This is a genomic window from Natrinema versiforme JCM 10478, assembly GCF_000337195.1.
Lineage (GTDB): Archaea > Halobacteriota > Halobacteria > Halobacteriales > Natrialbaceae > Natrinema > Natrinema versiforme.
Map to the genome: position 1 here is coordinate 24,620 of NZ_AOID01000062.1, position 20,976 is coordinate 45,595.

Here is a 20,976-nt window from a genome sequence, read left to right on the forward strand (position 1 = left end):
AGCGACCGCGAGGTTCGACGAGCAACGCCTCGATGAGACTGATACCCGTTTTCAGGTGGAGGGAACCACTCGAACGTGGCCAATTGTGAAAGAGAAAACCACTTGCTGAGATCGCTCCGTCTGGGTCCGAAGCCGTCAGTCCGAGGGTACCCGATCGGGCTCCGCAGGCGCGTATCTCGAGAGAAAGGTCTCCAGATCGCGGAACGCGTCGAGCCGCTCGGCCAGCGTCGCGTGATCCCAGTGCCACCACTCGGTCGCCTCGACTCGAGCGGCGACGTCCTCGGAGAACCGTCGGCGGATCGGTTCGGCAGGGACCCCGGCGACGACAGTGTAGGCGGGGACGTCCCTGGTGACGACGGCACCGGCACCGACAACCGCACCGTTACCGATAGTGATGCCAGGCAGGACGATTGCACCGTGGCCGATCCAGACGTCATGACCGATCTCGACCGGCTGATCGGCCCGCCATTCGAATATCGACTCGTCGTCGCTGCCGAGGTCGTACATCGCCGTCCGGTAGGTGAAGTGGTGGGCCGTCGGGCGGTCGATCGGATGGTTCGTCGGGCCGAGCCGAGCGTCGGCCGCGACGTTGCCGAACTTCCCGACGGTGGCGTAATCGAGTTGGACCCGCTCCATGAGATAGGTGTACTCCCCGATGGCCGACTCGTTGAGCCGGGCGTGGGGCCGAACCTCCGTCCATGCTCCGAGTTCGCTCTCGGTGATCGAGACGGGGTCGTGCAGCGTTGGTTCCGGCCCGAGCGTGCGCGTCCGATCCGGCCCGTAGTCCTCGTAGTAGGTCACTGTCCGCGTCGCCCCATCGTCGAGGCGAGGATGTTCCGCGGTGCGTTGGCGAAGGCTTCGATGATGCCCGACGTTTCGACATCGTCATCGTCGCGGAGGGCCGAGCGGACTCGCTGGCTGGCTAATTCGACGGAGGCAGCCAGCAGGAAGATGAGGATGATACAGGCCATCATCTCCGTGTAGTTGAACGTCTGGCGCTGGATGTACAGCTCCAGTCCCAGCCCCCCCGCACCGATGATTCCCAGACCGATGGCGGCCCGGACGTTGTGTTCGAGGTCGAACGCGATCCAAGCGATGAACTGCCGGAATACTTGACTCAGCATCCCAAAGGAAACGATCTGTGACCGGTTCGCTCCGGTCGAACGGATTCCCTCGATGGGGCCGTCTTCGATCTCTTCGAGTTCATCGGTAAACAGCCGCCCCAGGTAGCCCGTGGTGTCGACCATGATTGCCAGCGCACCGGTGAAGGGGGTGACGCCCGCGAGCGGAATCAGGATCAGGAACCACACCAGCCCCGGGATGGCACGGATGAGGCTCATCGTCCCGCGGAAGACGAAGTTGAACGGGTAGGGGATGACCCGTTCGCTGGACATGACGCCGAAAAACAGCGCCAGTGGCAGGCCCAGCACTGTTCCGGCGAACGCCACAGCCATCGTAACGAACATCGCGCCCCAGACGATCTGGCCTTCCTCGACGGTGAGAATTAGGTTCTCCTCGATCATGAAGCTCACGTAGGCACCCAGATCGACAAACGGGATGCCGAAGTACGTCGTCGGCGGGAAATACTCTAGCAACGCCTCATAGAACTGGTCGAGTTGCCCGACCAGTTCCGCGAGGTTGAACCCGATAACGCGGAGGCTGGCATAGAACAGCAGACCGGTCGCGAGTAATCCGGCCAGCATCCAGAGCCGACGCTTCGTCTTGCGGCGCTTCATATCCTGCAGTTTCTGTTCGGCCGGTGAGTCGCCGATCTCTCCGTACCCGAAGTACGCCGCGAGTGAGTCCCCTTCGGACGGCGGTGCACTCATGCTTCGATCCCTCGCTGGGCGTCTTCAGCCGCTCCCTCGCTGGGGTCGTCGCCGATCGCGTCGAGGGCCTCCTCGACGGTTTTTTCCTGGTCGGCTAGCCCGACGGTTTCGACGCTTCCGTAGAGGTCATCGATCAGCTCGGGCGTGAGTTCGTCGCGGCCGACGTCGAATAGCTTCCGGCCGTCGCGCAGGCCGATGAACCGGTCGCCGAAGTGAGCGGCGATATTGACTTGGTGGAGGCTCACCAGCGCGGTCACGTCGTGTTCCTTGGCGGCCTTTCGGAGATACCCCATTACCGTCTCGGCGCTCGAGGGGTCGAGGCTGGCGACCGGTTCGTCGGCGAGCAACAGGCGCGGGTCCTGTACCAGCGCGCGAGCAATGCCGACGCGTTGTTGCTGGCCGCCGGACATTTGGGAGACCCGCTGGTGGCTCTCGTCCAGCAGGCCGACGGTCTCTAAGGCTTCCAGCGCGCGGAGTTTGTCCTCGCGTGACTGCCACTGGAGCATGCTCTTGAGCATCGAGACGCGATTGAGCGACCCCGTGAGCGCGTTGAGGTACGCCGAGACGCCGTCGACGAGGTTGTGCTGCTGAAAGATCATACCGATCTCCGTCTGTGACCCCGTGATCGGCTCGTCGTCGAGGGAGATGCTCCCCTCGGTCGGGTCGGTCAATCCGTTGATACACCGCAGCAGCGTCGACTTGCCAGCGCCGGATTCCCCTAGTAGGACGGCGAACTCGTCTTCGATCTGGAACGACACGTCTTCCAGAGCCGTCACGTCCCCGTACTGTTTCGACAAGTTCTCGACTTTGAGTGTACTCATTGTGTTGAAAAGCGTATTTCAAGCGGTTAGGCTGCCGGATCGACACCGACGGTATCCATGCGATCGATGATCGGCTGGTAGTCCTCGAGCGAGGTGTCTCGCAGCGTGGTAAACGGCAGTTCCTCCTCGTTGTAGTCCTCGGGGTAGTACTGCTTGATCAGGTCCTGATCGGAGTTGCGCAGTACCTCGCCGATTTCCGCTTTCTTGTCGGAGTCCCAGCTACTGCGTGCATACATCGGCTGTTTCGGAATCGGGAACGACCACCAGATCGGCTCGAACTGCGGCGTCTCGGTGCCCATCGTGTCGAGGAAAGAACTGTTTTCGTTGACGCGATCGGGAACCTCGGTTCCCTCGGGTAGGTGCGGGATCCCGTTGCCGCCCCAAGTGGTCGCGCCGACAGCTTCGCCGTTTGCGAGGCGCTGAAGCGCCTGATCGTGGTCGGTAAACGTCGCGTCGAAGTCGACGGGGTCTTCCTTCGGCGCGTCGCCGATATCGAGTCCCGCTTCCTGGAGCGTGTACAGCGCGAAGATGGATCCACTGGTCGAGAGCCGATCGGCGAAGGCCCACTCCTTGCCTTCGATGTCAGTGCGTTCCTGGATATCCGATCCCGGCTGGACCAGCATTAGGGAGAAGTAAAACGCCGAACCCCCCGTCACAGTCGTCCCGTAGACGTCCATAATATCGGGCTTAGAGAGGAGCGTGATGTCGTCCATCCCGATCTCGGCCTGCTCGCTTTCGAGGGCGGGTCGGATCGCCGAGTAGTCCGTCGGGACCTGCATCTCCACATCGACTCCGTCCACCTCGCCGTTGATGAGGTTCTGGACCGGTTTGTACCGCCGGCGCGCATCGGCCGGCGTGCCCGGTGTCAGTAGCATCGTAATGGTCTCGGCGCCAGAGTTACTACCGCTGCTGAGACCCAAACATCCCGACAGTCCTGCGGTGGCAGCAAGCGTAGCGCTGCTGGCGATGAATTTCCGTCGTCCGGTCGATCCCGAATCGGGACCGTTGCTCAGTGCCGATATCTCCGAATCGTCGTTAGCCGAATTCTCGGACATCAACTCATTTCTGGAAGATGGACCGAATAACGATTAGCTGTGTAGAGTCCGAATCGTCCGTAGTGACTCCCGCTTTTCCCGGTTCGATACGATACTGCAATCGCTAGTCCGTACTCGTCCGGACGTCGTCTCTTGGGGTGGGGAATGAACCCCGAAGGCGAGCGAGCCATAGAGAGTACCGAGCGAATTCTTATGCAGTCGTTTGGACGTGGTTCGACCGAGTGTATGGTTGATCCACACGACAGATCCGATCGGTTCGAGCTGATCGCCGCCTGCGAGGGGGCGACGCTCGCTCAGTTCGCCAACGACGTCCTCGACGGCGATCCACCGCTGTCGGTCCGTCAAGAACCGCGGCCACAGTTGTTGATGCAACAGGTGCGCGACCCAGTCGAACGTCGCCCGTTCAACCTCGGCGAGGTTCTGGTGACACCCGCCGAGGTCGAACTCGAGGGAACACGCGGCTTTGCCATGGTGCCGGGCAAGGGCGAACGGGCCGCGCTCTCGGGCGCGATCGTCGACGCTGCCGTCGCCGCAGACCACGAGGAAACTCCTGCAATCATCGCCGCCCTCGAAGACGTGGCCGCCCGGCAGCGTGAACAGCGACGCCGGGACTGGTCCCAGAGCAAACACACTGCCGTCGAGTTCGAGACGATGGAGGGCCAAGAGTGAGAGCGCTCGGCCTCGACCCCGTTCACGACACCCGCCGGACGTTCGACGGGCTACTAGAGGCGATGAGTCGACCCGGAACCGTCCACGCCGTCCCGGCACCCGCGGACCACGCCGTCGTGGCGACCCTCGTCGATCACGAGGTGACGCTGGCGACTGACGACGAGACCCTGCGAGCCGCCCTGAGTGAACAGGGCCGGCTCACACGCGCTCCGTACGGAGAGGCGGACATCGTCCACGCTCGCGAACACACCGACTGGGACGTGCGAGACTGTAAGCGCGGCTCGCTGACCGAGCCCAGCGACGGAGCGACCGTCGTCTACCGCGTCGAAACCCTCGACGACGATGCGGACGGTGGAACCACCTTGGGACTCTCGGGTCCCGGTGTCGATGGGACGACAACGCTGTCGGTGGCCCTGCCCGAGGCGGAACTGTCCGCGCTCGCGGCGACGCACTCCGACTACCCGCGCGGCGTCGACGCCATCTTCGCCACCGAGGATCGCGTGGCCGCACTCCCGCGGTCGGTACCGATGGAGGTGGTCTGAATGGGGTACGTCGCAGTTACTGCTGGGGAGGAACTCATCGAGCGCGCCGAGCAGTTGTTCGAGAAACAGCGCATCGACGACGACGCCGACGATATCGGCGTCGATCAAATCGAGGGGCAACTCGGCCGCCTCACCGCACAGGCGATGAGTGAGGGAGGACTCTACGCTCCACGACTGGCCGCGCTGGCGGTCAAGCAGGCCCAGGGCGACACCGTCGAGGCCGCGTTCCTGTTACGGGCGTATCGCTCGACACTGGAACGATTCGACGAGACGACTACGGTCGACCCGGGCGAGATGATCGCGACCAGGCGGGTTTCACCGGCGTTCAAGGACATCCCCGGTGGCCAGATCCTCGGCGCGACCAAGGACTACACCCAGCGACTGCTGGATTTCGATCTCGCCGACGGTAGCCCCGAGGACCCCACCGCCGAGTGGGAGCTCGACGACGAGGGTGATCCCGAACGGCTGACTAATGTCACGGAACTGCTCCGAGAAGAAGGGCTGTTACACGAACCCGACGAACCGGCGGTCGACGAACCCAACGACACGACACGCGAGTCGATCACACATCCGCCCGAGCGCGACGAGGTTCTCCAAGAACTGGCCCGCGGCGAGACCGGCGCAGTGACCGCGCTGGGCTACTCCGCGCTGCGGGGGTACGGCCAGGTCCACCCGACGCTGGCGGAGGTCCGGGTCGGACGCCTGCCCGTCCGGATCGAACATCCGTACACCGGTGCGGAGGTGACTGTCACCCACACTGAGGTCACCGAGTCCGAGGCGGTCGTCCCCGTCTACGAGAAACGCGAAGACCCGCAGTTCGCGTTCGGGTACGGGCTGACTTTCGGCCGCAACGAACGCAAGGCCATCGGAATGACCATCCTGGACGCCTCGATCCAACTCGACGGCGACGACGAACCCGCCGAGAACGCCGAGTTCGTCCTCGACACGGTCGACGGGACGGACTCCTTCGGCTTCATCGAACACCTCAAACTCCCCCACTACGTCACGTTCCAGTCGATTCTGGACCGTATCCGCGCCATCAGGGAGCGCAAGGGGTTGAGCGAGCAGAGCCGCGTCGAAACCGATGAACGACCTGCCGACTCAGCGGTCGCGGGAACGAGTGACGATGACTGAACACACCACCACCGACGACGTATTGCCCGACGAGGGCACGCCCGTTGCGACCGACTCCGTCGATGCCGCCCTCGAGTCCTTGGACAGTGACGGCTTGGAAGGGTACAATTACGCGTACCTCGACGAACACACCAAACGCGAGGTCCGCCGCTCAGTACTGAAAGCCGTCGCCATCCCCGGCCACCAGGTGCCCTACGCCTCCCGGCCGATGCCGCTGGCCCGCGGCTGGGGCACCGGCGGTATTCAGGCCTCGCTGTCGATCCTCGGGCCCGAGGACACCTTCAAGGTGATCGATCAGGGCGCGGACGAGAGCATCAACGCCGCCAATATCCGGCGACTGGCGGAGAACACCGCCGACGTACCGACGACGACCGACACCACTGAGGCGGACCTGATCCAGAGTCGCCACCGCATCCCCGAGGAGGTGCTGACCGACGAGCAGCGCCTGGTGTTGCAGGTGCCGATCACCGACGCGCTGCGGACGGTCGACCCATCGGACGCGGCCAACCGTCGGCGACACGCTCACAAGAACTACGGGAAAATGTGGGTCCACCTCTACGAGAACGTCGTCGAGTACGGCGAGATCAAGATCTCCTCTCGGTATCCGACGATGGTCGCCGGGCGCTACCTGATGGACCCCTCGCCGATCCCGCGATGGGACGTGCCGAAACTCGATCACGCGGACCATCTCACGGTGCTGGCTGCGGGCCGGGAGGCGCGTCTCTACGCCGTCCCGCCACACACCGAGGTCGAACCACTGGCCTTTGACGACCGGCAGTTCACCGTCGAACGCTTTCCCGAGCAGGCCTGCCACGCCTGCGGATCGACCGACACCTACCTCGTCGAGGTCTCGGAAGAGGCCACCGAGGACGGCGACAACGCCTTCGAGACCCGCTACGCCTGCAACGACGCGAGTTTCTGTGCGAAGCGCCGCAAGAACCCCGACCTCCCGAAGGATCATCACCTCGAGGAGGCGGTCGATTGGGGGCCGGGGACGCCCGACGCGCCGACGGATGACGCCGGAACTCCGGTCGAACAGGGAGGTGCCGGGGAATGACGCTACTGGAAGCCCGCGACTTGCAGACGCGCTACGGACCCGGCTGTCCCCGCTGTGTCGAGTCGACCGGCGATCGCGCGGGGACGAACCAGTGTCCCCACTGCGGAAGTGTCGTCGCCTGTGCCGACGCCGATCTCAGCGTCGAGGCCGGGGAGGTGGTGGGCATCGTCGGCGAGTCCGGATCCGGCAAATCCAGCCTCGCAGAACTGCTTGCACTCGAGCGCGATGACGACGCCACGACTGCCGGCGAGGTTCACTACGCGGGCCACGACGGCAATCTGCTGGAGGTGGACTACGAAACGCGCCACGACCTCCGTACGGGCGAGATCGCACTCGTCCACCAGCACATCCGCGACGGCCTGAACCTCGAGTTCACCGGCGGCGGCAACGTCGCGGAGAAACTGCTCTCGGCCGGCCAGCGTTCCTACGAGGATGTCCGTGCTCGCATTCGGGAACTCTTCGATGAGACGGAGATCCCGGTTGCTCGGATGGACGATCCCACCAGCACGTACTCCGGGGGGATGCAGCGGCGCGTCCAGATCGCCCGCGCACTGGCGACCGATCCGGATCTGGTCGTGCTGGACGAACCGACCACGGGGCTCGACGTGAGCGTCCAGGCCCGCGTCCTGGACATGTTCCGACGCGTCCAGCGCGAGGAGGGCGTCGCCGCCATCGTGGTCTCACACGACCTGAGCGTCGTCCGCCTGCTCGCCGATCGGACCCTGGTAATGCGCCACGGCCGCATCGTCGAGTCCGGTCTCACCGATCGCATCATGGAAGACCCGCACCACGAGTACACCCAGACTCTAATCAATTCAGTCATATGACAGTCCTGTCCGTCGACGGTCTCTCCAAAACCTTCGACATGCACGTGCTCGGCGACACGCAGGTCGTCGGCCTCGACGACGTATCGTTCGACGTCCGCGAGGGCGAGTTCCTCGCCGTCGTCGGAGAATCCGGCAGCGGCAAGTCCTCGCTGCTGAAGTGTCTGTACCGCACGTACGATCCCAGCTCGGGCGAGGTCGTCTACCACAGCCCTGACGGCGACATCGATCTGGCCTCGTGTCCCGACCGAACGGTAATCGACCTCCGGGGGGACAGCATCGGCTACACCTCACAGTTCCTCGACGAGATTCCCCGGGTCCCCGCGGTCGACGTGGTCGCTCGGCCGCTGATCGAACAGGGAGTCGATCGGGAGGACGCACGGTCGGTCGCTCGTGACCTACTGTCGGCGCTCTCGGTACCCGAGTCGCTGTGGCAGGCGTACCCGGCGACGTTCTCCGGCGGCGAGCGCCAGCGAGTGAACCTCGCGCAGGCGCTCGCGCCGAAACCGGATTTGCTCCTCCTGGACGAACCGACCAGCGCGCTCGACCCGGACACCCGCCGAGCCGCGATCGATCTCCTTTCGACGTATCTCGGGTCAGAAACGACGGTCGTCGGCGTCTTCCACAACACGGACGTAGTCGACGCCGTTGCGGACCGCGTGGTTGTCCTGGACGACGGTCGCCTCCAGCGCGTCGTCCCCACCGAGGCGTACGACGAGGAGGTGGTGCTCGGATGAGCTCGACGGTCCAGACGACCGAAGAGAGCGTCGCGGTCGTTGGCGGACGCGTCGTCACGCCCGAGGCCGTCCTCGAGGGCGGCGTTCGTATCGAGGGCGATCGTATCGTCGAAGTAGGGGATGTCGATGGTGACGCCGATACCGTAATCGACGCCGACGGGCGGCTCGTCCTGCCCGGTCTGGTCGATCTCCACGGCGACGACATCGAGAATCATCTCCATCCGCGCTCGGGAGCGCGAATGGCGCTTCCGATGGCGCTGGCCTCGGCTGACCGCGCGAACGTTGCGGCAGGAATCACGACGAAGTTTCACGCCATCTCCTTCGAACTCGACGAGGAGGCCGATCGGTCGCCCGAACTCGCGGCGACGTTGACAGCAGCTATCACCGCTGCTGACGACCTGCTCGTAGACCATCGTCTGCACGCCCGCTGTGAAGTCACCCAGAAACGCTGTGTCGACGCGGTTCTCGAAGTCGTCGAGAACGGCGACGCCGACCTCGTTTCGGTGATGAGCCACATCCCCGGTAAGGGCCAGTTCCGCAATATCGAGGCGTTCAAACGGTACTACGAGAACGCCAACGAGCACACGGCCGAGGAGGCCGAGGAGATGATCGAGGAGCGGACTGACATCGCGATGACGACGCTGCGCGAGCGCGTCGACGAGATCGTTGCGGGTGCCCACGACGCCGGTGCGGTAACCGCCTCTCACGACGACGAGAATCCCGCGGAAGTCGAGCGATTGGCCGATGCCGGCGTGGACATCACGGAGTACCCAATCACATTAGAGACGGCCGAGCGCGCTGCGGAACTCGGTATGACGACCGCGATGGGCGCGCCAAATCTCGTCCGCGGAGAGAGCCAGTGGGGCAACCTCTCGACGGCCGACGCCATCGAGGCCGGCGTCGTCGACACCCTCGTGGCCGACTACCATCCGCCGTCGCTGCTCGCGGCCGCGTTCGTCGACACTGGTGAGTCCCTTCCCGAGCGAGTCAACCGCGTCAGCGCCAATCCAGCAGACGCGGTCGGTTTCGACGATCGCGGTCGGATCGAAGTCGAGGCGCGTGCTGACCTGCTCGTCGTCGACCGCGATCCGACGCCGACGGTCGCCCGCGCACTCGTCGCTGGCCAGCCAGTGTACCGAGCCGATCAGGGGGTTCGATGACCGCGAGCGTCGGCGCAGCGATGGATATCCGCTTCGGACAGACCGTCGACGCGTTCATGCGCTACGTCACCGACCTCGGCTTCGACCACGTGGAGTTCAAACGCGAGTACCTCGCGGGCCATCCCGACACGCCCGGTCCAGGGCGGATTCGGGAACTGTCCGACCGCTACGGTGTCAGCGTCACCTATCACGCCCCCTTCCGAGACTGGAACATCGGTAGTTACGACGAGGTGGTCCGGCAGGACTCCGTCGAACGAGTCAAGCGGACGCTCGACGACGCTGCCGAGGCCGGGGCTGGGGCCGTCGTCGTCCACGGCGGCTCGGTCCCGAAGCGCTACCCCGAGTGGGTCCGCGACCGCGCGAAACAGAACGCGCTGCGCTCGCTGGCGGAGTGTGCCGAGTACGCGCAACTGGTCGGCGTCCCGCTGTGTCTGGAGAACCAACCCATCAACGAGCAGAAGCGGCGCTACACGACGACGCCAGCGGATCTCGCGTCGATGCGGCGTCCCATCGACGTGCCACCACAGTACCTCGGCGTCACGCTCGACGTGGGCCATGCGAAGGTCAACGGCTACGATTGGCGCGCATTCGTCGAGGAGTTCGGCCACCGGATCCAGATCTGTCACCTTCACGATAACGACGGCACCGCCGACCGGCACGAGCCGTTTCCCGACTACGAGTCCGTCGTCGAGGCGGTTCCGGCGGACTACTTTGTCTTCGAAATGAAGTCCGTCAGCGACCTGGCGACAAGCGTCGGCACCGACATAACGCCCCCAGAAACGGAGCTGACGGCCCACGAATGACGGATGAGCGGGCGACTACGTCGCCGACGTGACCCTCTCGGTCGGGCGACCGCAGCGGAACCAGCCCACCGGACGCTATAGTAGCCCTTGAAAGTCAATGCACACCCGATCGCTGGACAGCGTTGCGATCGGTGTGTAAATCGTTTCAAGAGCTACTATAGTCGCAGCGTTGACCGACCAGCACTGATCGCGACGGTTCTCTTCCTTCTCGGCTCCGGAACCGATCGAAGTACGGACTCTACGGACGATAGGTTCACGGTGAGACTGTCCGGGGTTGGAGTATGCACCGACGAGCCGTTCTCGGGACGCTCGCCGCGGGTTGCGGGACACTGTTTGCGGGCTGTTCCGGATCGAGGGTCGACGGGGAAGTGGTTGCGAACGAAACGCCGCTCGTCTTCTCCCACGAGTACGCGACGCAGGCGACGTACTCCGGGACCCGGATCGTCGTCGACGTGACAGCCGAAAACGACGGTCTCGAGTCGATCACGCCGGAGGTACCGGTCCCGCAAGTCGTCTGTACGTTCTTGGACAAGGACGGCGAAACGCTCCACCAGTCGGGGCTCAAATTGAAGAAATCCATCGCCGCTGGAGAGACGATCACGCTCGAGTTCACACTAGCGGTCGATGTCGATGACGTGACTCGCTACGAACTCCGGAGCGAGTGGGTCGAAGAGTGACAATACGATGCCTCGAAGACGGTGACGATAGTGAATGGGGTGATCGGGAAACTATGGATAATACTGGGTGGTGCCACGCAGACAGGGTGATCGTAGCCACGGACGGCGTCGGGCTTCGCAGTTCGTATGCAAGGAGTGTGGGGACGCCTACGTCGTCGACATCTCCTGTCCCGACTGTGACGCATAGACGCTGTATTATCGCTGTCCTCGAGGAGCGAGTTCCCGAACACGGCATACTGCAGAGTCACACTAGAACGCGACTGCAGACAGTCTACTGAGACATAACACGGCCCTCCGCTAAGACCATTGTATGCATATAGAAGTTCTATATACAACTATGGTGGAGCGATAGCGATGTTGTTCGCATTTAGCATCAGTAGATTCAACTATATCGGATCAATAGAGCAGTCACGTGCATGAAGAGGATCGGAGTTCAAGACACGGCACCTGGCGAACTCATTTCCGACGGGAAAGAGTCATACTACAAGCCGGATCCACTACCGCCCTCGCGAGACCTCACGGTAGATGCAGACTTCTACGACCTGCTCGCCGACGCCACGTTTTGGCTCGGCAAACTCAGCGGTGTCAGTCTCGAACTCGACTTTCCGCCCGTCCTCTCCACGTCGCTTCTACGGAAAGAAGCGATGGAATCGGCCGAAATCGAGGGGGCCGATATCGACTATAACGCTCTCTACAGCCTCGAGACGCGAATTCTCGACGAAGCCGAGGACGACTATTCTATCGAACCAACGGGTGACACGGATACCAAGGACACACAGAAAGTCCTCAACTACGAACAGGCTGTCGAAGACGGTATCGAGATACTCGACAGCGGGGGAGAAATTTCCGTGTCGCTTCTTCACGATCTCCACGAAACGTTACTCATGGACGTCCCGGACGACCGCGTCGATACGGATACGATTGGTGGCTACAAGACGGTTCCAAACCACCTCGGAGACTTTCTCCCACCAGTTCCGGGCGAGGTTGACGGGCTGATGGACGCACTGGTGACGTACTACCGAACCGGCGGGAGCTATCACACGCTCGTAGACATCGCGCTCTTCCACTACCAGTTCGAAACGATCCACCCGTATGGCGACTGGAATGGACGGCTCGGTCGTCTGCTCATCACACTCCAACTGTACGATAGCGGCCTTCTCGAGCGTCCGAACCTCTATCTCAGCGAATACTTCAATCGGAACAAGGCCACGTATGTCGACCGTATGGACGCTGTCCGATCCCGCGGCGACTGGGAAGAGTGGCTCTCGTTTTTCGTGAAAGGGGTTGCCCAGCAGGCATCGGAATCCGTTACTCGAACGCTGGCACTAGACGAGCTACGACGCAGCTACGAGGCGGAGTACGGTGGCGTCCAGTACGCGAAGAATCGCTTAGCGTGCAGTCTCTTTGAACAGCCGTACGTAACGACCAAAACAGTCGCGGAGCGGCTCGATATCGAGCGATCGACCGCGTACCGTGCGATTGACACCTTGGAAGATGAAGGCGTCTTAGAGGAAGTGACGGGCAACGATCGAAACAAGGAGTACCGGGCGACGGAAATATTCGACATTCTCGAGCGGCCGCCTCAAACGTACTGAGCGCTCATCAGACAGCTATTGCTCGACGCTCTCTCGAGAGTGGACGACAGCGTCACGGGCGTGGGCGGCGGTGTCTGAATCCCACGTGCCGACGGTAATCGGTGTCTCGTCGTTCACTAACCGCTCGAGCAGTTCATCGAATGTCTCGTCGTCACGTTTGAGGTGCTCGAGTTTCGCTTTCGGCTCGCGAGACACGGCTGAACGTGCTCATTCGTCTGTGTCTCACCTCCGATTTCGGGTTTACCACTCGGCGACGCTGCCGTCGTCGTGTCGCCAGACGGGGTTGTGCCAGTCGCGGTCGCTCTCGGCTTGCTCGCGGACGTGTTCTTCGTCGATCTCGATGCCGAGTCCCGGTTCGTCCGGGATCTGGACGTAGCCGTCGTCGTAGTCGAAGACGGACGGATCGGCGAGGTACTCGAGGACGTCGCTGGTCTCGTTGTAGTGGATGTTCAGGCTCTGTTCCTGAATGAACGCGTTGTGCGAGCAGGCGTCCACTTGGAGACAGGAGGCGAGCGCGATCGGCCCGAGCGGGCAGTGGGGAGCCATCGCCACGTCGTAGGCTTCGGCCATCGCTGCGATTTTCTTGACTTCCGTGATTCCGCCGGCGTGGCTGAGATCCGGTTGAATCACGTCGACGGCACCGTTCTCGAACACCTGCTTGAAATCCCACCGGGAGAACATCCGCTCACCCGTGGCGATCGGAATCGTCGTGTGAGACGCGATCTCCGGCAGTGCATCATTGTGCTCCGGCAGGACCGGTTCCTCGACGAACATCGGTTCGTGGGGTTCCAGCTTTTCGACGAGCCGTTTCGCCATCGGTTTCGACACCCGGCCGTGAAAGTCGACGCCGATATCGACCTCGTCGCCGACGGCCTCGCGAACTTCCCGGAGCCGCGTGACGGCGGCCTCGATCGTCGCGGGATCGTCGACGCGTTCGATCTCCTCCGTCGCGTTCATCTTGAGCGCCGTAAAGCCGGCCTCGACCTGCGCACGAGCCTGTTCGGCGACGTCGGAGGGGCGATCGCCGCCGATCCACTGATAGACCCGAATCCGATCCCGGGTTGCGCCGCCGAGCAGGTCGTGAACCGGGACGCCCAGCTGTTTGCCCTTGATGTCCCACAGCGCCTGATCGACGCCCGCGATGGCGCTCATGAGCACCGGACCGCCGCGATAGAAGCCGCCGCGGTACATCGCTTGCCAGTGGTCCTCGATCCGCCGCGGGTCCTTCCCGAGCAGGTAGTTCTCGAGGAGTTCCTCGACTGCGGTCCGGACGGTCCTTGCGCGTCCCTCTACGACCGGTTCCCCCCAGCCGACCGTTCCGTCGGCCGTCTCGACGCGCAAAAACAGCCACCGCGGCGGTACTTCGAAGAGTTCGTAATCGACGATTTCAGACATTCGGGCTCTTGCAGAGCCTTTCCGGCTGTTTCGTTTAGTCGTTTCGGACGGGACTGTCCGACGATGAGAGAGAATCGGAGCGATCCCTCGAGTCCGTCGTTGAACCGCTTATCGGCCGAGAGGAAGCCATCCCCCGCTCCAAATACGCCGACACGGCTAACAGCGATCTACCCCCGGCGTCGGCGGTTGCTGTCGTTTGTGTCGGGTTCGGACACACCACTCGTCGAGTCGGTCGACGAGTTCCGGATCGACCTCGAGTCGATCCGCAACGGTCGCTCTCTCCACCTCCTGGTCGAAACGCAGTCGAAGAATGCGATCGACGGTTTCCGGCGGGACATCTAACTGTTCGATCGCCGATTGCCCGTCGTACAGCGGCGATCCCGCCGTCTCGAAGGTGAGGTCCTCGGGGATCCCGATGTGTCGTGCGAGCGCGCGCACTTCGGTCTGGTAGAGGTCGCCGAACAACAGGCAGTCCGCCGCCGTTTCACCGTATTTCGTCGCGGATCCGAGGAGGTACCGCGTGCGATCGATCGGGCCGACGACGAGGAGGTTGGACGTGTTCGCAACGTAGTAGGTACAGGCCATTCGGAGCCGTGACAGCATGTTGTTCGTCGCGATCGCGTCGTCGACCGGCCCGTCCGATTCGCCGACGGCTCCCTGGACGGCAGCCAGGACCGGCTGGAGCTGGAGTCGGCTGTGTTCGATCCCCAGCGACTCAGCGACGGTCTCCGCGTTTCGAGCGATCGCCTCGTGACTGATGAACGCCGGCATCACGAGTCCAGTTACGTGCTCCTCGCCGATCGCATCGACGGCGAGCGTCGCCGCGACCGTCGTTTCGACACTGCCGTCCAGTCGCACCACGAGGCCGTCCGCGCCGGCGTCGGCGACCAGTTGCTCGAGGAACGGGGGGAGCCGTTCGCGAAGGGTCGTCAACGCCTCGTCGGTCGTCGCGAGCCCGTCGGAATCACGGGGGAGTTCCCTGACGGCCGTGTCGGAACCGGTCGCCGTCATCGTTCCGTCAGCGGGAGACGAACTGGGGCAGTAGTCGGACGCCGAGTGCGACGACGGTCGCGCGGGTCGACCGGGCGGGACTCGCTCGAGCCCGGGCCGAAAGCCGCGGTGGAAGACGGATAAATCATCGTTCACGTTACGAGAGACCAATCACGAGGTATAACGGTTTCTAGTCGAATCCTTACTCACTTGTGAACTCATAGGTGAGTATATTATAATATATATGCTGTGGATGGCCACTTTTACTGTAGGATTGTCTTCTTTATCCGGATGGGGAGTCGGGGACCGGGGCCGCGATTCGATTCGAGCGTTTTGAGCCCGACACAGCACTGACTGAAAGACCGATCGAGGGGACGAACAGGCGTGCTCGAAGCTCCACCAGCGTCGGCCTCGAGTGTGACGCCGGCGACACCCAACCGCGTCGAAGTGGTTCTCGAGGTGCTTCGCGCCGAAGGGACCGAGTGAGTCGATCAGTCGTCGGACGGACTCAGCCGCAGACGGAGCCGAACGCGGTTTCCGCCTCCGTCGACCGTCTCGAACGCGACGGTCCCGCCGAACCGTTCGATGGTCCAGCGGACGATCCAGAGCCCGAGTCCGCTGCTGTGATCGATCTGTGAGATATCGGTCTCGTCCGTTACGACGCGCTGTTCGATCGCTGGAATTTCCGGGCCATCATCCGCGACGATCACGGTGGCCCAACCGTCGCCGCTCGCCTGTGCCGTTACCCGTACGAGCGGCGAGCGGTTCGGATTGTGCTCGATCGCGTTCTCGACGAGAGCCGCGACCGCGGCCTCGAGTCGATCGGTCGCGACCACTGCAAGCTCGGTGGGGAGATCCGTCCGAATATCCGCAGTCGGGTACGACGCGCTGTAGGACTCGGCGACGGCCTCGAGAAGGGGGACGCAGTCGATTGCCGGGTCGGACGGTGGCGGCGTTTCGAGTTCGGTATGGATAGTTCTCGCTTCGTCGACCAGGTCGGCGAGCGCTTCCTCGGCCTCGGCGATCGCACGGAGGTGCTCGGCCGTCGCCGGATCCAACTCCTCGAGGCGGCCGGTCAGCGCCTCGAGATGGCCGTTGATGACTGTAAGCTCAGTACGGAGATTGTGACGCAGCAGCCGGGCGAAGACCTTGAACTGCCGTTCGTAGCGGTTGACTTCGGTCAGATCGGTATAGATCGCGAACGCGCGGGTTCGCTCGTCGTCCGTTTCGTACGGGATCGCTCGGTAGAGGAATTCGCGGAGTCCGTCCGCGGTTTCGCGGTGAACACGATGATAGCTAACGGCACCGTCGGAAATTTGCTCGTCGAAGGAGTCGGCACCGGTAGTTTCCCACGGCGGGACGATCAATTCGTTGAGAGGTTCGCCGACGATTTCGGCCGACTCGTACCCGAATACGTCGACGAACGCGGCGTTGCTGTCCCGAATAATCGGATCGCCGTCGACGAGTTCGAATTCGACGATAGCGTCCTGTACGTGCTCGATAAGATAGCGAAAGCGGTCGTCAGATACCGACCATTTGGTCCCCATTCTAGTGGATGTTGGGAAGAGTTACTGATAACACTGCCCTCTTCGTTCCGAATCGGGCACTTATTGTCCGCTCTCGAATACACGCACCGTTCAGCCGGATAAACGGGGACGGGACACCGCAGAAGCCGATCAGTCACCGGCGGATTCGGCGGTGACGGTCGCGAGAATCTCATCCGTCGAACGGATCTCCGCGAACTCGTCCTCGAGGTGGGCGAGAGCCGTTTTGTGGACCAGCGACGACTCGAAGCGCTCTCCGTCGAATGTCCGACCGAACGTCGCCGTCGCGTCCCGAGCGAGGGTAACGTCGAACCCTCGGTTCTCCGCCATTCGGGTCGTCGTCGACACGCAGTGATCGGTCGTCAGACCACAGATTACGAGCGAGTCGACACTCCGCTCGCGTAGCCACGACTCCAATTCAGTGTCGACGAAGGCCCCGTTGACCCGTTTGACGAACTCGGGCTCGCCGTCTCGAGGGGCGAGTTCCGGTTTGAATTCGAATCCCGGCTGGTCGCCACGAAGCGGCGACTCCGACTCCGTCGAATCGTGTCGAACGTGAGCGATCGGCCAGCCGGTCGTCCGCCAGTGGGCGAGGAGTCGGGCTGCGTTCGCCTCCGCGTCGGGGTTGTTGCGACTTCCCCAGACCGGATCGTCGAACCCCTGCTGGAAGTCGACGAGTACGAGGGCCGTACGGGCCGAAGTATCGTTCATCTTCGATCACCGGGTGGCGGCGCGACTCGATTGGTCGAGGAGATACTCCGACTTCGGGTGACTCCGGGTTACGGTGATCGGACACTCGCTCGGCGCTTCGGCGTCGGTTTCGGTCAGCATGTACTGGGGCCACTCGCGATCGCCCTCGTTGCCCCAGTCGCCGAGGTCGGCGTGGGGACAGACGCCGTCGTAGTCCTCGAGTCGGTCCTGAATCACGTCTCGAGCATGCTGGCCGGCCTCGGTGTCGCCGGTGACGTTCAACTCCTCGAACAGCGTTCGGGGCTGGAACGTGATCTCGAGTCCGACGGGACAGTAGCGGCTCTTTCGGTCCTCGTAAAACGGGGCGCGACAGGTCGGAAACATCGGCTCGCCGCCGAAGCAGAACTCCCAGTGGGGGTCGTCAGGTTCGGTCGGGATCCGGTCGGGCCACGGCTCCGGATCGTGGACGTGGAGAAACTGGAGGATGTGCCAGAGCGCGCGATGGTACTCCGCCTCGGACAGGCGGTCCTCGGGCGGTTTGAAAAACGTCACTAACGACGCGCGCTCGCTGTGGTCCCGATACGTCTCGAGGTACTCGAGCAGCGTTCGACCCAACTCGAGCAGGGCGTCCTTGTCGGTCATCGACGGGACGGCCGTGTACAGCGGATCGCCGTTCTGGACGGACTCGACGCCGAAAAAGCAGGGGAACGGACTGTCGTTTCGCTCGCCCAACAGCCCGTCGCGAAACGACTCCCAGTGGGCCGTGACCCAGTCGGGTGCGTCACCAGATTCGACGCGTGCCGCCACGGTCGCTTGGTCGTTGAGCGTGCCGACGACGGAATCGGTCATCGACTAGAATTCGACCTTTTCTGCCCTTTTAGCTATCGGTTCGGGCAACTGCAACGTAGCCGCAAACGCCACTCACGGTCGGGCGTCGGTCGCATCCTCGCGGTGCTCCGCGAGCGAGAGGTCAATCTCGGTCGCCCGACGGCGGATCTCGTCGGCGTCGACGACGGTGACCGTGCCCTCCTCGAGGAGGACCTCGCCGTCGACCATGGTAAACGCCACGTCGTCACCGTGGGCACCGAAGACGAGATGCGAGAGCGGGTCGTGTAGCGGGGTCGCTCGAGTCAGATCGGTATCTAGCCCGACGATATCCGCGCGCCATCCCTCGCGGAGCGCCCCGAGGCGGTCGAATCCGGCCGCCTTCGCGCCGTTTATCGTCGCCATCTCGAAGAGCGCCGCGGCCGGCGCGGCGACCGGATCCAACCCGTCGACTTTCTGGAGGAGGCTCCCCTGGCGCATCTCCGTGAACGGATCGAGCGTGTTGTTACACGGCGGGCCGTCGTTGCCGATCGCGACGTTGATCCCCCGCTCGAGGTAGTCGGTGATCGGCGCGATCCCGCTGGCGAGTTTCATGTTCGACGACGGGCAGTAGGTGACGTGCGTGCCCGTCTCCGCAAGCAGTTCGCGCTCGCTCTCCGATGTCCAGACGCAGTGTGCGAGGACGACATCGTCGCCGGTGAGCCCGACTTCGTCCAGCCAGTGGATGTTTCGCATCCCGGTGTCCTCCTCGACGGTCTCGATCTCGCCGCGGTTTTCGCTGGCGTGGGTGTGGATCCGGACCCCCTCGTACTCGTCCGCGAGGTCTCGGGCCCCGCGCAGGCACGCTTCGCTACAGGAGACGGCAAAGCGCGGCGTCACCGCGTACCGGATTCGGTCGTCGAACGCCCCGTGGTACTCCTCGATCAGTCGCCTGCTCTCAGCCAGCGCTTCGTCGGTGTCCTCGAGCAGGCCGTCCGGCGACCGTTGGTCCATCAGGACCTTCCCGAGAACGCCGCGAATCCCGATCTCGCCAGCGGCCTCGAACGCGCGCTCGGCATGGTTGACCGAGAGGTGATCGATGCAGGTCGTCGTCCCGCTCTCGATCATCTCGAGATACCCCAGTTTCGCCGCGATCTCCATCTCCTCGGCCGAGAGTGACGCCTCCATTGGGAGAACGTACTCGAACAGCCACTCGAGCAGTTCCGAATCGTCTGCGATGCCGCGACCGAGACTCTGGACTGAGTGGAGATGGCCCCCGACCAGTCCCGGCAGGAGAATACCGTACGACTGCTCCTCGCGATCCGGGTACCGGTCGCGAAGTTCGTCGTACGGGCCGACGGCGGCGATTCGAGAGCCATCGACGACGACCGCCCCGTTCTCGATGACGGTGTCCGCGTCGGCGATGACCGTTCCGGAAAGTAGCATACCACCCGAGAATTCAGTCCGACAGGCAAAACGGTTTGGACTACGGACCGACCGTGGCGTCTACGGGTTGCCGCTACTGTCTCGGTATACATTTCGGGTCTCGGCTCGCCGTCGGTAACGCTCGGCTCACGATACCGACCCGGCCGGGTTCGACGCGGCGAGCGAGACTGGTTGGAACCGGCTCGGGAGCCGGTTTGATGTCGGCAGAACTTACCCAACCTTAGTGTGTATAACCGTTTTATCGATGTCGTCGTTGCGGGATAATCGAACGATAGCTAACCGCATGGCGGCGGCGACTTTCCGGCCCTCGACACCTAAGTACGAAGAGCGTGTACGGTGCTTGTACGACGATGAGCACAATTGATTTATCGCAACGACAACGACGAACGCTTACCGAACTCGTCAACGAGTATCAGGCGACCGACTCGCCGGTTTCGGCGAGCGATCTCGCGACCACGCTCGACCGCAAGCCGGGCACGCTTCGGAACCAGATGTCGTCGCTCCGCTCGCTTGACCTCGTCGAAGGAATTCCCGGACCCAGCGGCGGGTACAAACCGACCGACACTGCTTACGAGGCCCTCGATCGAGAACCGCTTGCCGACGCCGAATCAGTCACTCTCGCGCGCAACTACGACCGCATCACGGCGACCGTCGACACGATCGATTTCACGACCGTCCACAATCCGGATCTCTGTCGAGCGCAAGTCCACTTTCAGCAGTCGGTCCGTGGCTTCGAGAAAGGCGACGAAATCGCGATCGGGCCGACGCCGGTCGCGAACCTCGTCCTCGGCGGTGTGATCGTCGCCGTCAACGAGAGCGAAAACATGGTCATCCTCGACGTCGCTCTCTTGGAGGCACCGATACAAGAGGCGGAATCGAACACCGCCTGAGGACCGCAAGTACGCCGAAATGGTCGTCGTTGAAGAATACTGAGTACCCGGTGCGACTGACGACGTACTGTGATCGGTTTGACCCGCTCGCGGCTCGAGAACGGAGCGAACTGTCGAATTCGGTTGCGAGTAATCAGCGTGTACATCGGTTCAGTGGCTACTATCGCTCGAGAGCGGGATCCACCGAAGACTGTCGCCGCCCAACGCCGCGAGATCGGAGGTGAGCGGACACGCCGACCCCCGCCTTCTCGTTGGTTGGACGAGCAAGCGACGCCAGCCGAGTGAGGGGCTATTCGGTTAGGCTAATTAGTTAG

The 20,976-nt window shown here is 63.1% G+C and carries 22 protein-coding genes; 11 read left to right on the forward strand and 11 right to left on the reverse strand.

The genetic code is table 11. From position 1 onward, the window contains the following. Positions 1 to 135: 135 nt before the first annotated feature. The 4 genes from C489_RS18800 to C489_RS18815 are packed head-to-tail and all read right to left on the reverse strand — an operon-like array spanning position 136 to position 3,525. Positions 136 to 801, reverse strand: a complete 666-nt coding sequence (locus C489_RS18800; RefSeq protein WP_006432950.1) for a DapH/DapD/GlmU-related protein — start codon at positions 799 to 801, stop codon at positions 136 to 138. Continuing rightward, positions 798 to 1,829, reverse strand: a complete 1,032-nt coding sequence (phnE, locus tag C489_RS18805) for a phosphonate ABC transporter, permease protein PhnE (RefSeq protein ID WP_006432951.1) — start codon at positions 1,827 to 1,829, stop codon at positions 798 to 800. Before phnE ends, C489_RS18800 begins: the two co-directional genes overlap by 4 nt. After that, positions 1,826 to 2,650 (reverse strand): phosphonate ABC transporter ATP-binding protein, encoded by an 825-nt coding sequence (locus C489_RS18810; protein ID WP_006432952.1) that lies wholly within the window; start codon positions 2,648 to 2,650, stop codon positions 1,826 to 1,828. The genes phnE and C489_RS18810 overlap by 4 nt, the downstream gene beginning before the upstream one ends. A gap of 26 nt (positions 2,651 to 2,676) precedes the next feature. Beyond that, a complete protein-coding gene (locus C489_RS18815) occupies positions 2,677 to 3,525 on the reverse strand; it encodes a PhnD/SsuA/transferrin family substrate-binding protein (protein WP_006432953.1) in 849 nt (282 codons plus the stop codon). A gap of 405 nt (positions 3,526 to 3,930) precedes the next feature. On the opposite strand from C489_RS18815, the gene phnG reads away from it, so the two are divergent. From phnG to C489_RS18865, 10 genes are all read left to right on the forward strand, one after another. Further along, positions 3,931 to 4,374: a phosphonate C-P lyase system protein PhnG gene (gene phnG / locus C489_RS18820; protein WP_006432954.1), complete on the forward strand. Its 444-nt coding sequence runs from the start codon at positions 3,931 to 3,933 to the stop codon at positions 4,372 to 4,374. Beyond that, the gene (phnH, locus tag C489_RS18825; protein ID WP_006432955.1) at positions 4,371 to 4,916 is read left to right on the forward strand and encodes a phosphonate C-P lyase system protein PhnH; all 546 of its coding nucleotides are present in this window, start codon (positions 4,371 to 4,373) and stop codon (positions 4,914 to 4,916) included. Before phnG ends, phnH begins: the two co-directional genes overlap by 4 nt. Then, on the forward strand, positions 4,917 to 6,050 hold the full coding sequence (locus tag C489_RS18830; RefSeq protein ID WP_006432956.1) for a carbon-phosphorus lyase complex subunit PhnI: 1,134 nt from the start codon (positions 4,917 to 4,919) through the stop codon (positions 6,048 to 6,050). After that, positions 6,043 to 7,107 carry an alpha-D-ribose 1-methylphosphonate 5-phosphate C-P-lyase PhnJ gene (locus C489_RS18835; protein WP_152423198.1) on the forward strand — a complete coding sequence of 355 codons (1,065 nt, stop codon included), beginning with the start codon at positions 6,043 to 6,045 and terminating at the stop codon, positions 7,105 to 7,107. Before C489_RS18830 ends, C489_RS18835 begins: the two co-directional genes overlap by 8 nt. Beyond that, on the forward strand, positions 7,104 to 7,934 hold the full coding sequence (locus tag C489_RS18840; RefSeq protein WP_006432958.1) for an ATP-binding cassette domain-containing protein: 831 nt from the start codon (positions 7,104 to 7,106) through the stop codon (positions 7,932 to 7,934). The genes C489_RS18835 and C489_RS18840 overlap by 4 nt, the downstream gene beginning before the upstream one ends. Beyond that, the gene (locus C489_RS18845; protein WP_006432959.1) at positions 7,931 to 8,668 is read left to right on the forward strand and encodes a phosphonate C-P lyase system protein PhnL; all 738 of its coding nucleotides are present in this window, start codon (positions 7,931 to 7,933) and stop codon (positions 8,666 to 8,668) included. The genes C489_RS18840 and C489_RS18845 overlap by 4 nt, the downstream gene beginning before the upstream one ends. Further along, a complete protein-coding gene (locus C489_RS18850; RefSeq protein ID WP_006432960.1) occupies positions 8,665 to 9,828 on the forward strand; it encodes an alpha-D-ribose 1-methylphosphonate 5-triphosphate diphosphatase in 1,164 nt (387 codons plus the stop codon). Before C489_RS18845 ends, C489_RS18850 begins: the two co-directional genes overlap by 4 nt. Continuing rightward, a complete protein-coding gene (locus tag C489_RS18855) occupies positions 9,825 to 10,631 on the forward strand; it encodes a sugar phosphate isomerase/epimerase family protein (protein ID WP_006432961.1) in 807 nt (268 codons plus the stop codon). Before C489_RS18850 ends, C489_RS18855 begins: the two co-directional genes overlap by 4 nt. A 281-nt stretch (positions 10,632 to 10,912) precedes the next feature. Next, positions 10,913 to 11,308 carry a hypothetical protein gene (locus C489_RS18860; RefSeq protein WP_083902851.1) on the forward strand — a complete coding sequence of 132 codons (396 nt, stop codon included), beginning with the start codon at positions 10,913 to 10,915 and terminating at the stop codon, positions 11,306 to 11,308. 416 nt (positions 11,309 to 11,724) lie between these two features. Beyond that, positions 11,725 to 12,903 carry a Fic family protein gene (locus C489_RS18865; protein ID WP_006432963.1) on the forward strand — a complete coding sequence of 393 codons (1,179 nt, stop codon included), beginning with the start codon at positions 11,725 to 11,727 and terminating at the stop codon, positions 12,901 to 12,903. Positions 12,904 to 12,918: 15 nt separating this feature from the next. Here C489_RS18865 and C489_RS18870 read toward each other — a convergent pair whose 3' ends face one another. From C489_RS18870 to C489_RS18900, 7 genes are all read right to left on the reverse strand, one after another. Further along, entirely contained in the window at positions 12,919 to 13,098 is a 180-nt protein-coding gene (locus C489_RS18870) for a DUF7557 family protein (RefSeq protein WP_006432964.1), read from the reverse strand. 45 nt (positions 13,099 to 13,143) lie between these two features. Continuing rightward, entirely contained in the window at positions 13,144 to 14,298 is a 1,155-nt protein-coding gene (gene dgoD, locus C489_RS18875) for a galactonate dehydratase (RefSeq protein WP_006432965.1), read from the reverse strand. 156 nt (positions 14,299 to 14,454) lie between these two features. Beyond that, complete coding sequence (gene nadE / locus C489_RS18880) at positions 14,455 to 15,444, reverse strand: NAD(+) synthase (RefSeq protein ID WP_239642088.1); 990 nt, start codon at positions 15,442 to 15,444, stop codon at positions 14,455 to 14,457. A 335-nt stretch (positions 15,445 to 15,779) separates the two neighbouring features. Continuing rightward, positions 15,780 to 16,835, reverse strand: coding sequence for a PAS domain-containing sensor histidine kinase (locus C489_RS18885; protein ID WP_006432967.1), 1,056 nt, complete (start codon positions 16,833 to 16,835; stop codon positions 15,780 to 15,782). Positions 16,836 to 16,964: 129 nt separating this feature from the next. Beyond that, positions 16,965 to 17,543 (reverse strand): cysteine hydrolase family protein, encoded by a 579-nt coding sequence (locus tag C489_RS18890; protein WP_006432968.1) that lies wholly within the window; start codon positions 17,541 to 17,543, stop codon positions 16,965 to 16,967. A gap of 6 nt (positions 17,544 to 17,549) precedes the next feature. Continuing rightward, positions 17,550 to 18,371 carry a YqcI/YcgG family protein gene (locus C489_RS18895; RefSeq protein ID WP_006432969.1) on the reverse strand — a complete coding sequence of 274 codons (822 nt, stop codon included), beginning with the start codon at positions 18,369 to 18,371 and terminating at the stop codon, positions 17,550 to 17,552. A gap of 72 nt (positions 18,372 to 18,443) precedes the next feature. Continuing rightward, on the reverse strand, positions 18,444 to 19,772 hold the full coding sequence (locus tag C489_RS18900; protein WP_006432970.1) for a 5'-deoxyadenosine deaminase: 1,329 nt from the start codon (positions 19,770 to 19,772) through the stop codon (positions 18,444 to 18,446). Between the two features lie 350 nt (positions 19,773 to 20,122). On the opposite strand from C489_RS18900, the gene C489_RS18905 reads away from it, so the two are divergent. Next, positions 20,123 to 20,662 carry an Rrf2 family transcriptional regulator gene (locus tag C489_RS18905; protein ID WP_006432971.1) on the forward strand — a complete coding sequence of 180 codons (540 nt, stop codon included), beginning with the start codon at positions 20,123 to 20,125 and terminating at the stop codon, positions 20,660 to 20,662. The last annotated feature ends 314 nt before the right edge of the window (positions 20,663 to 20,976 follow it).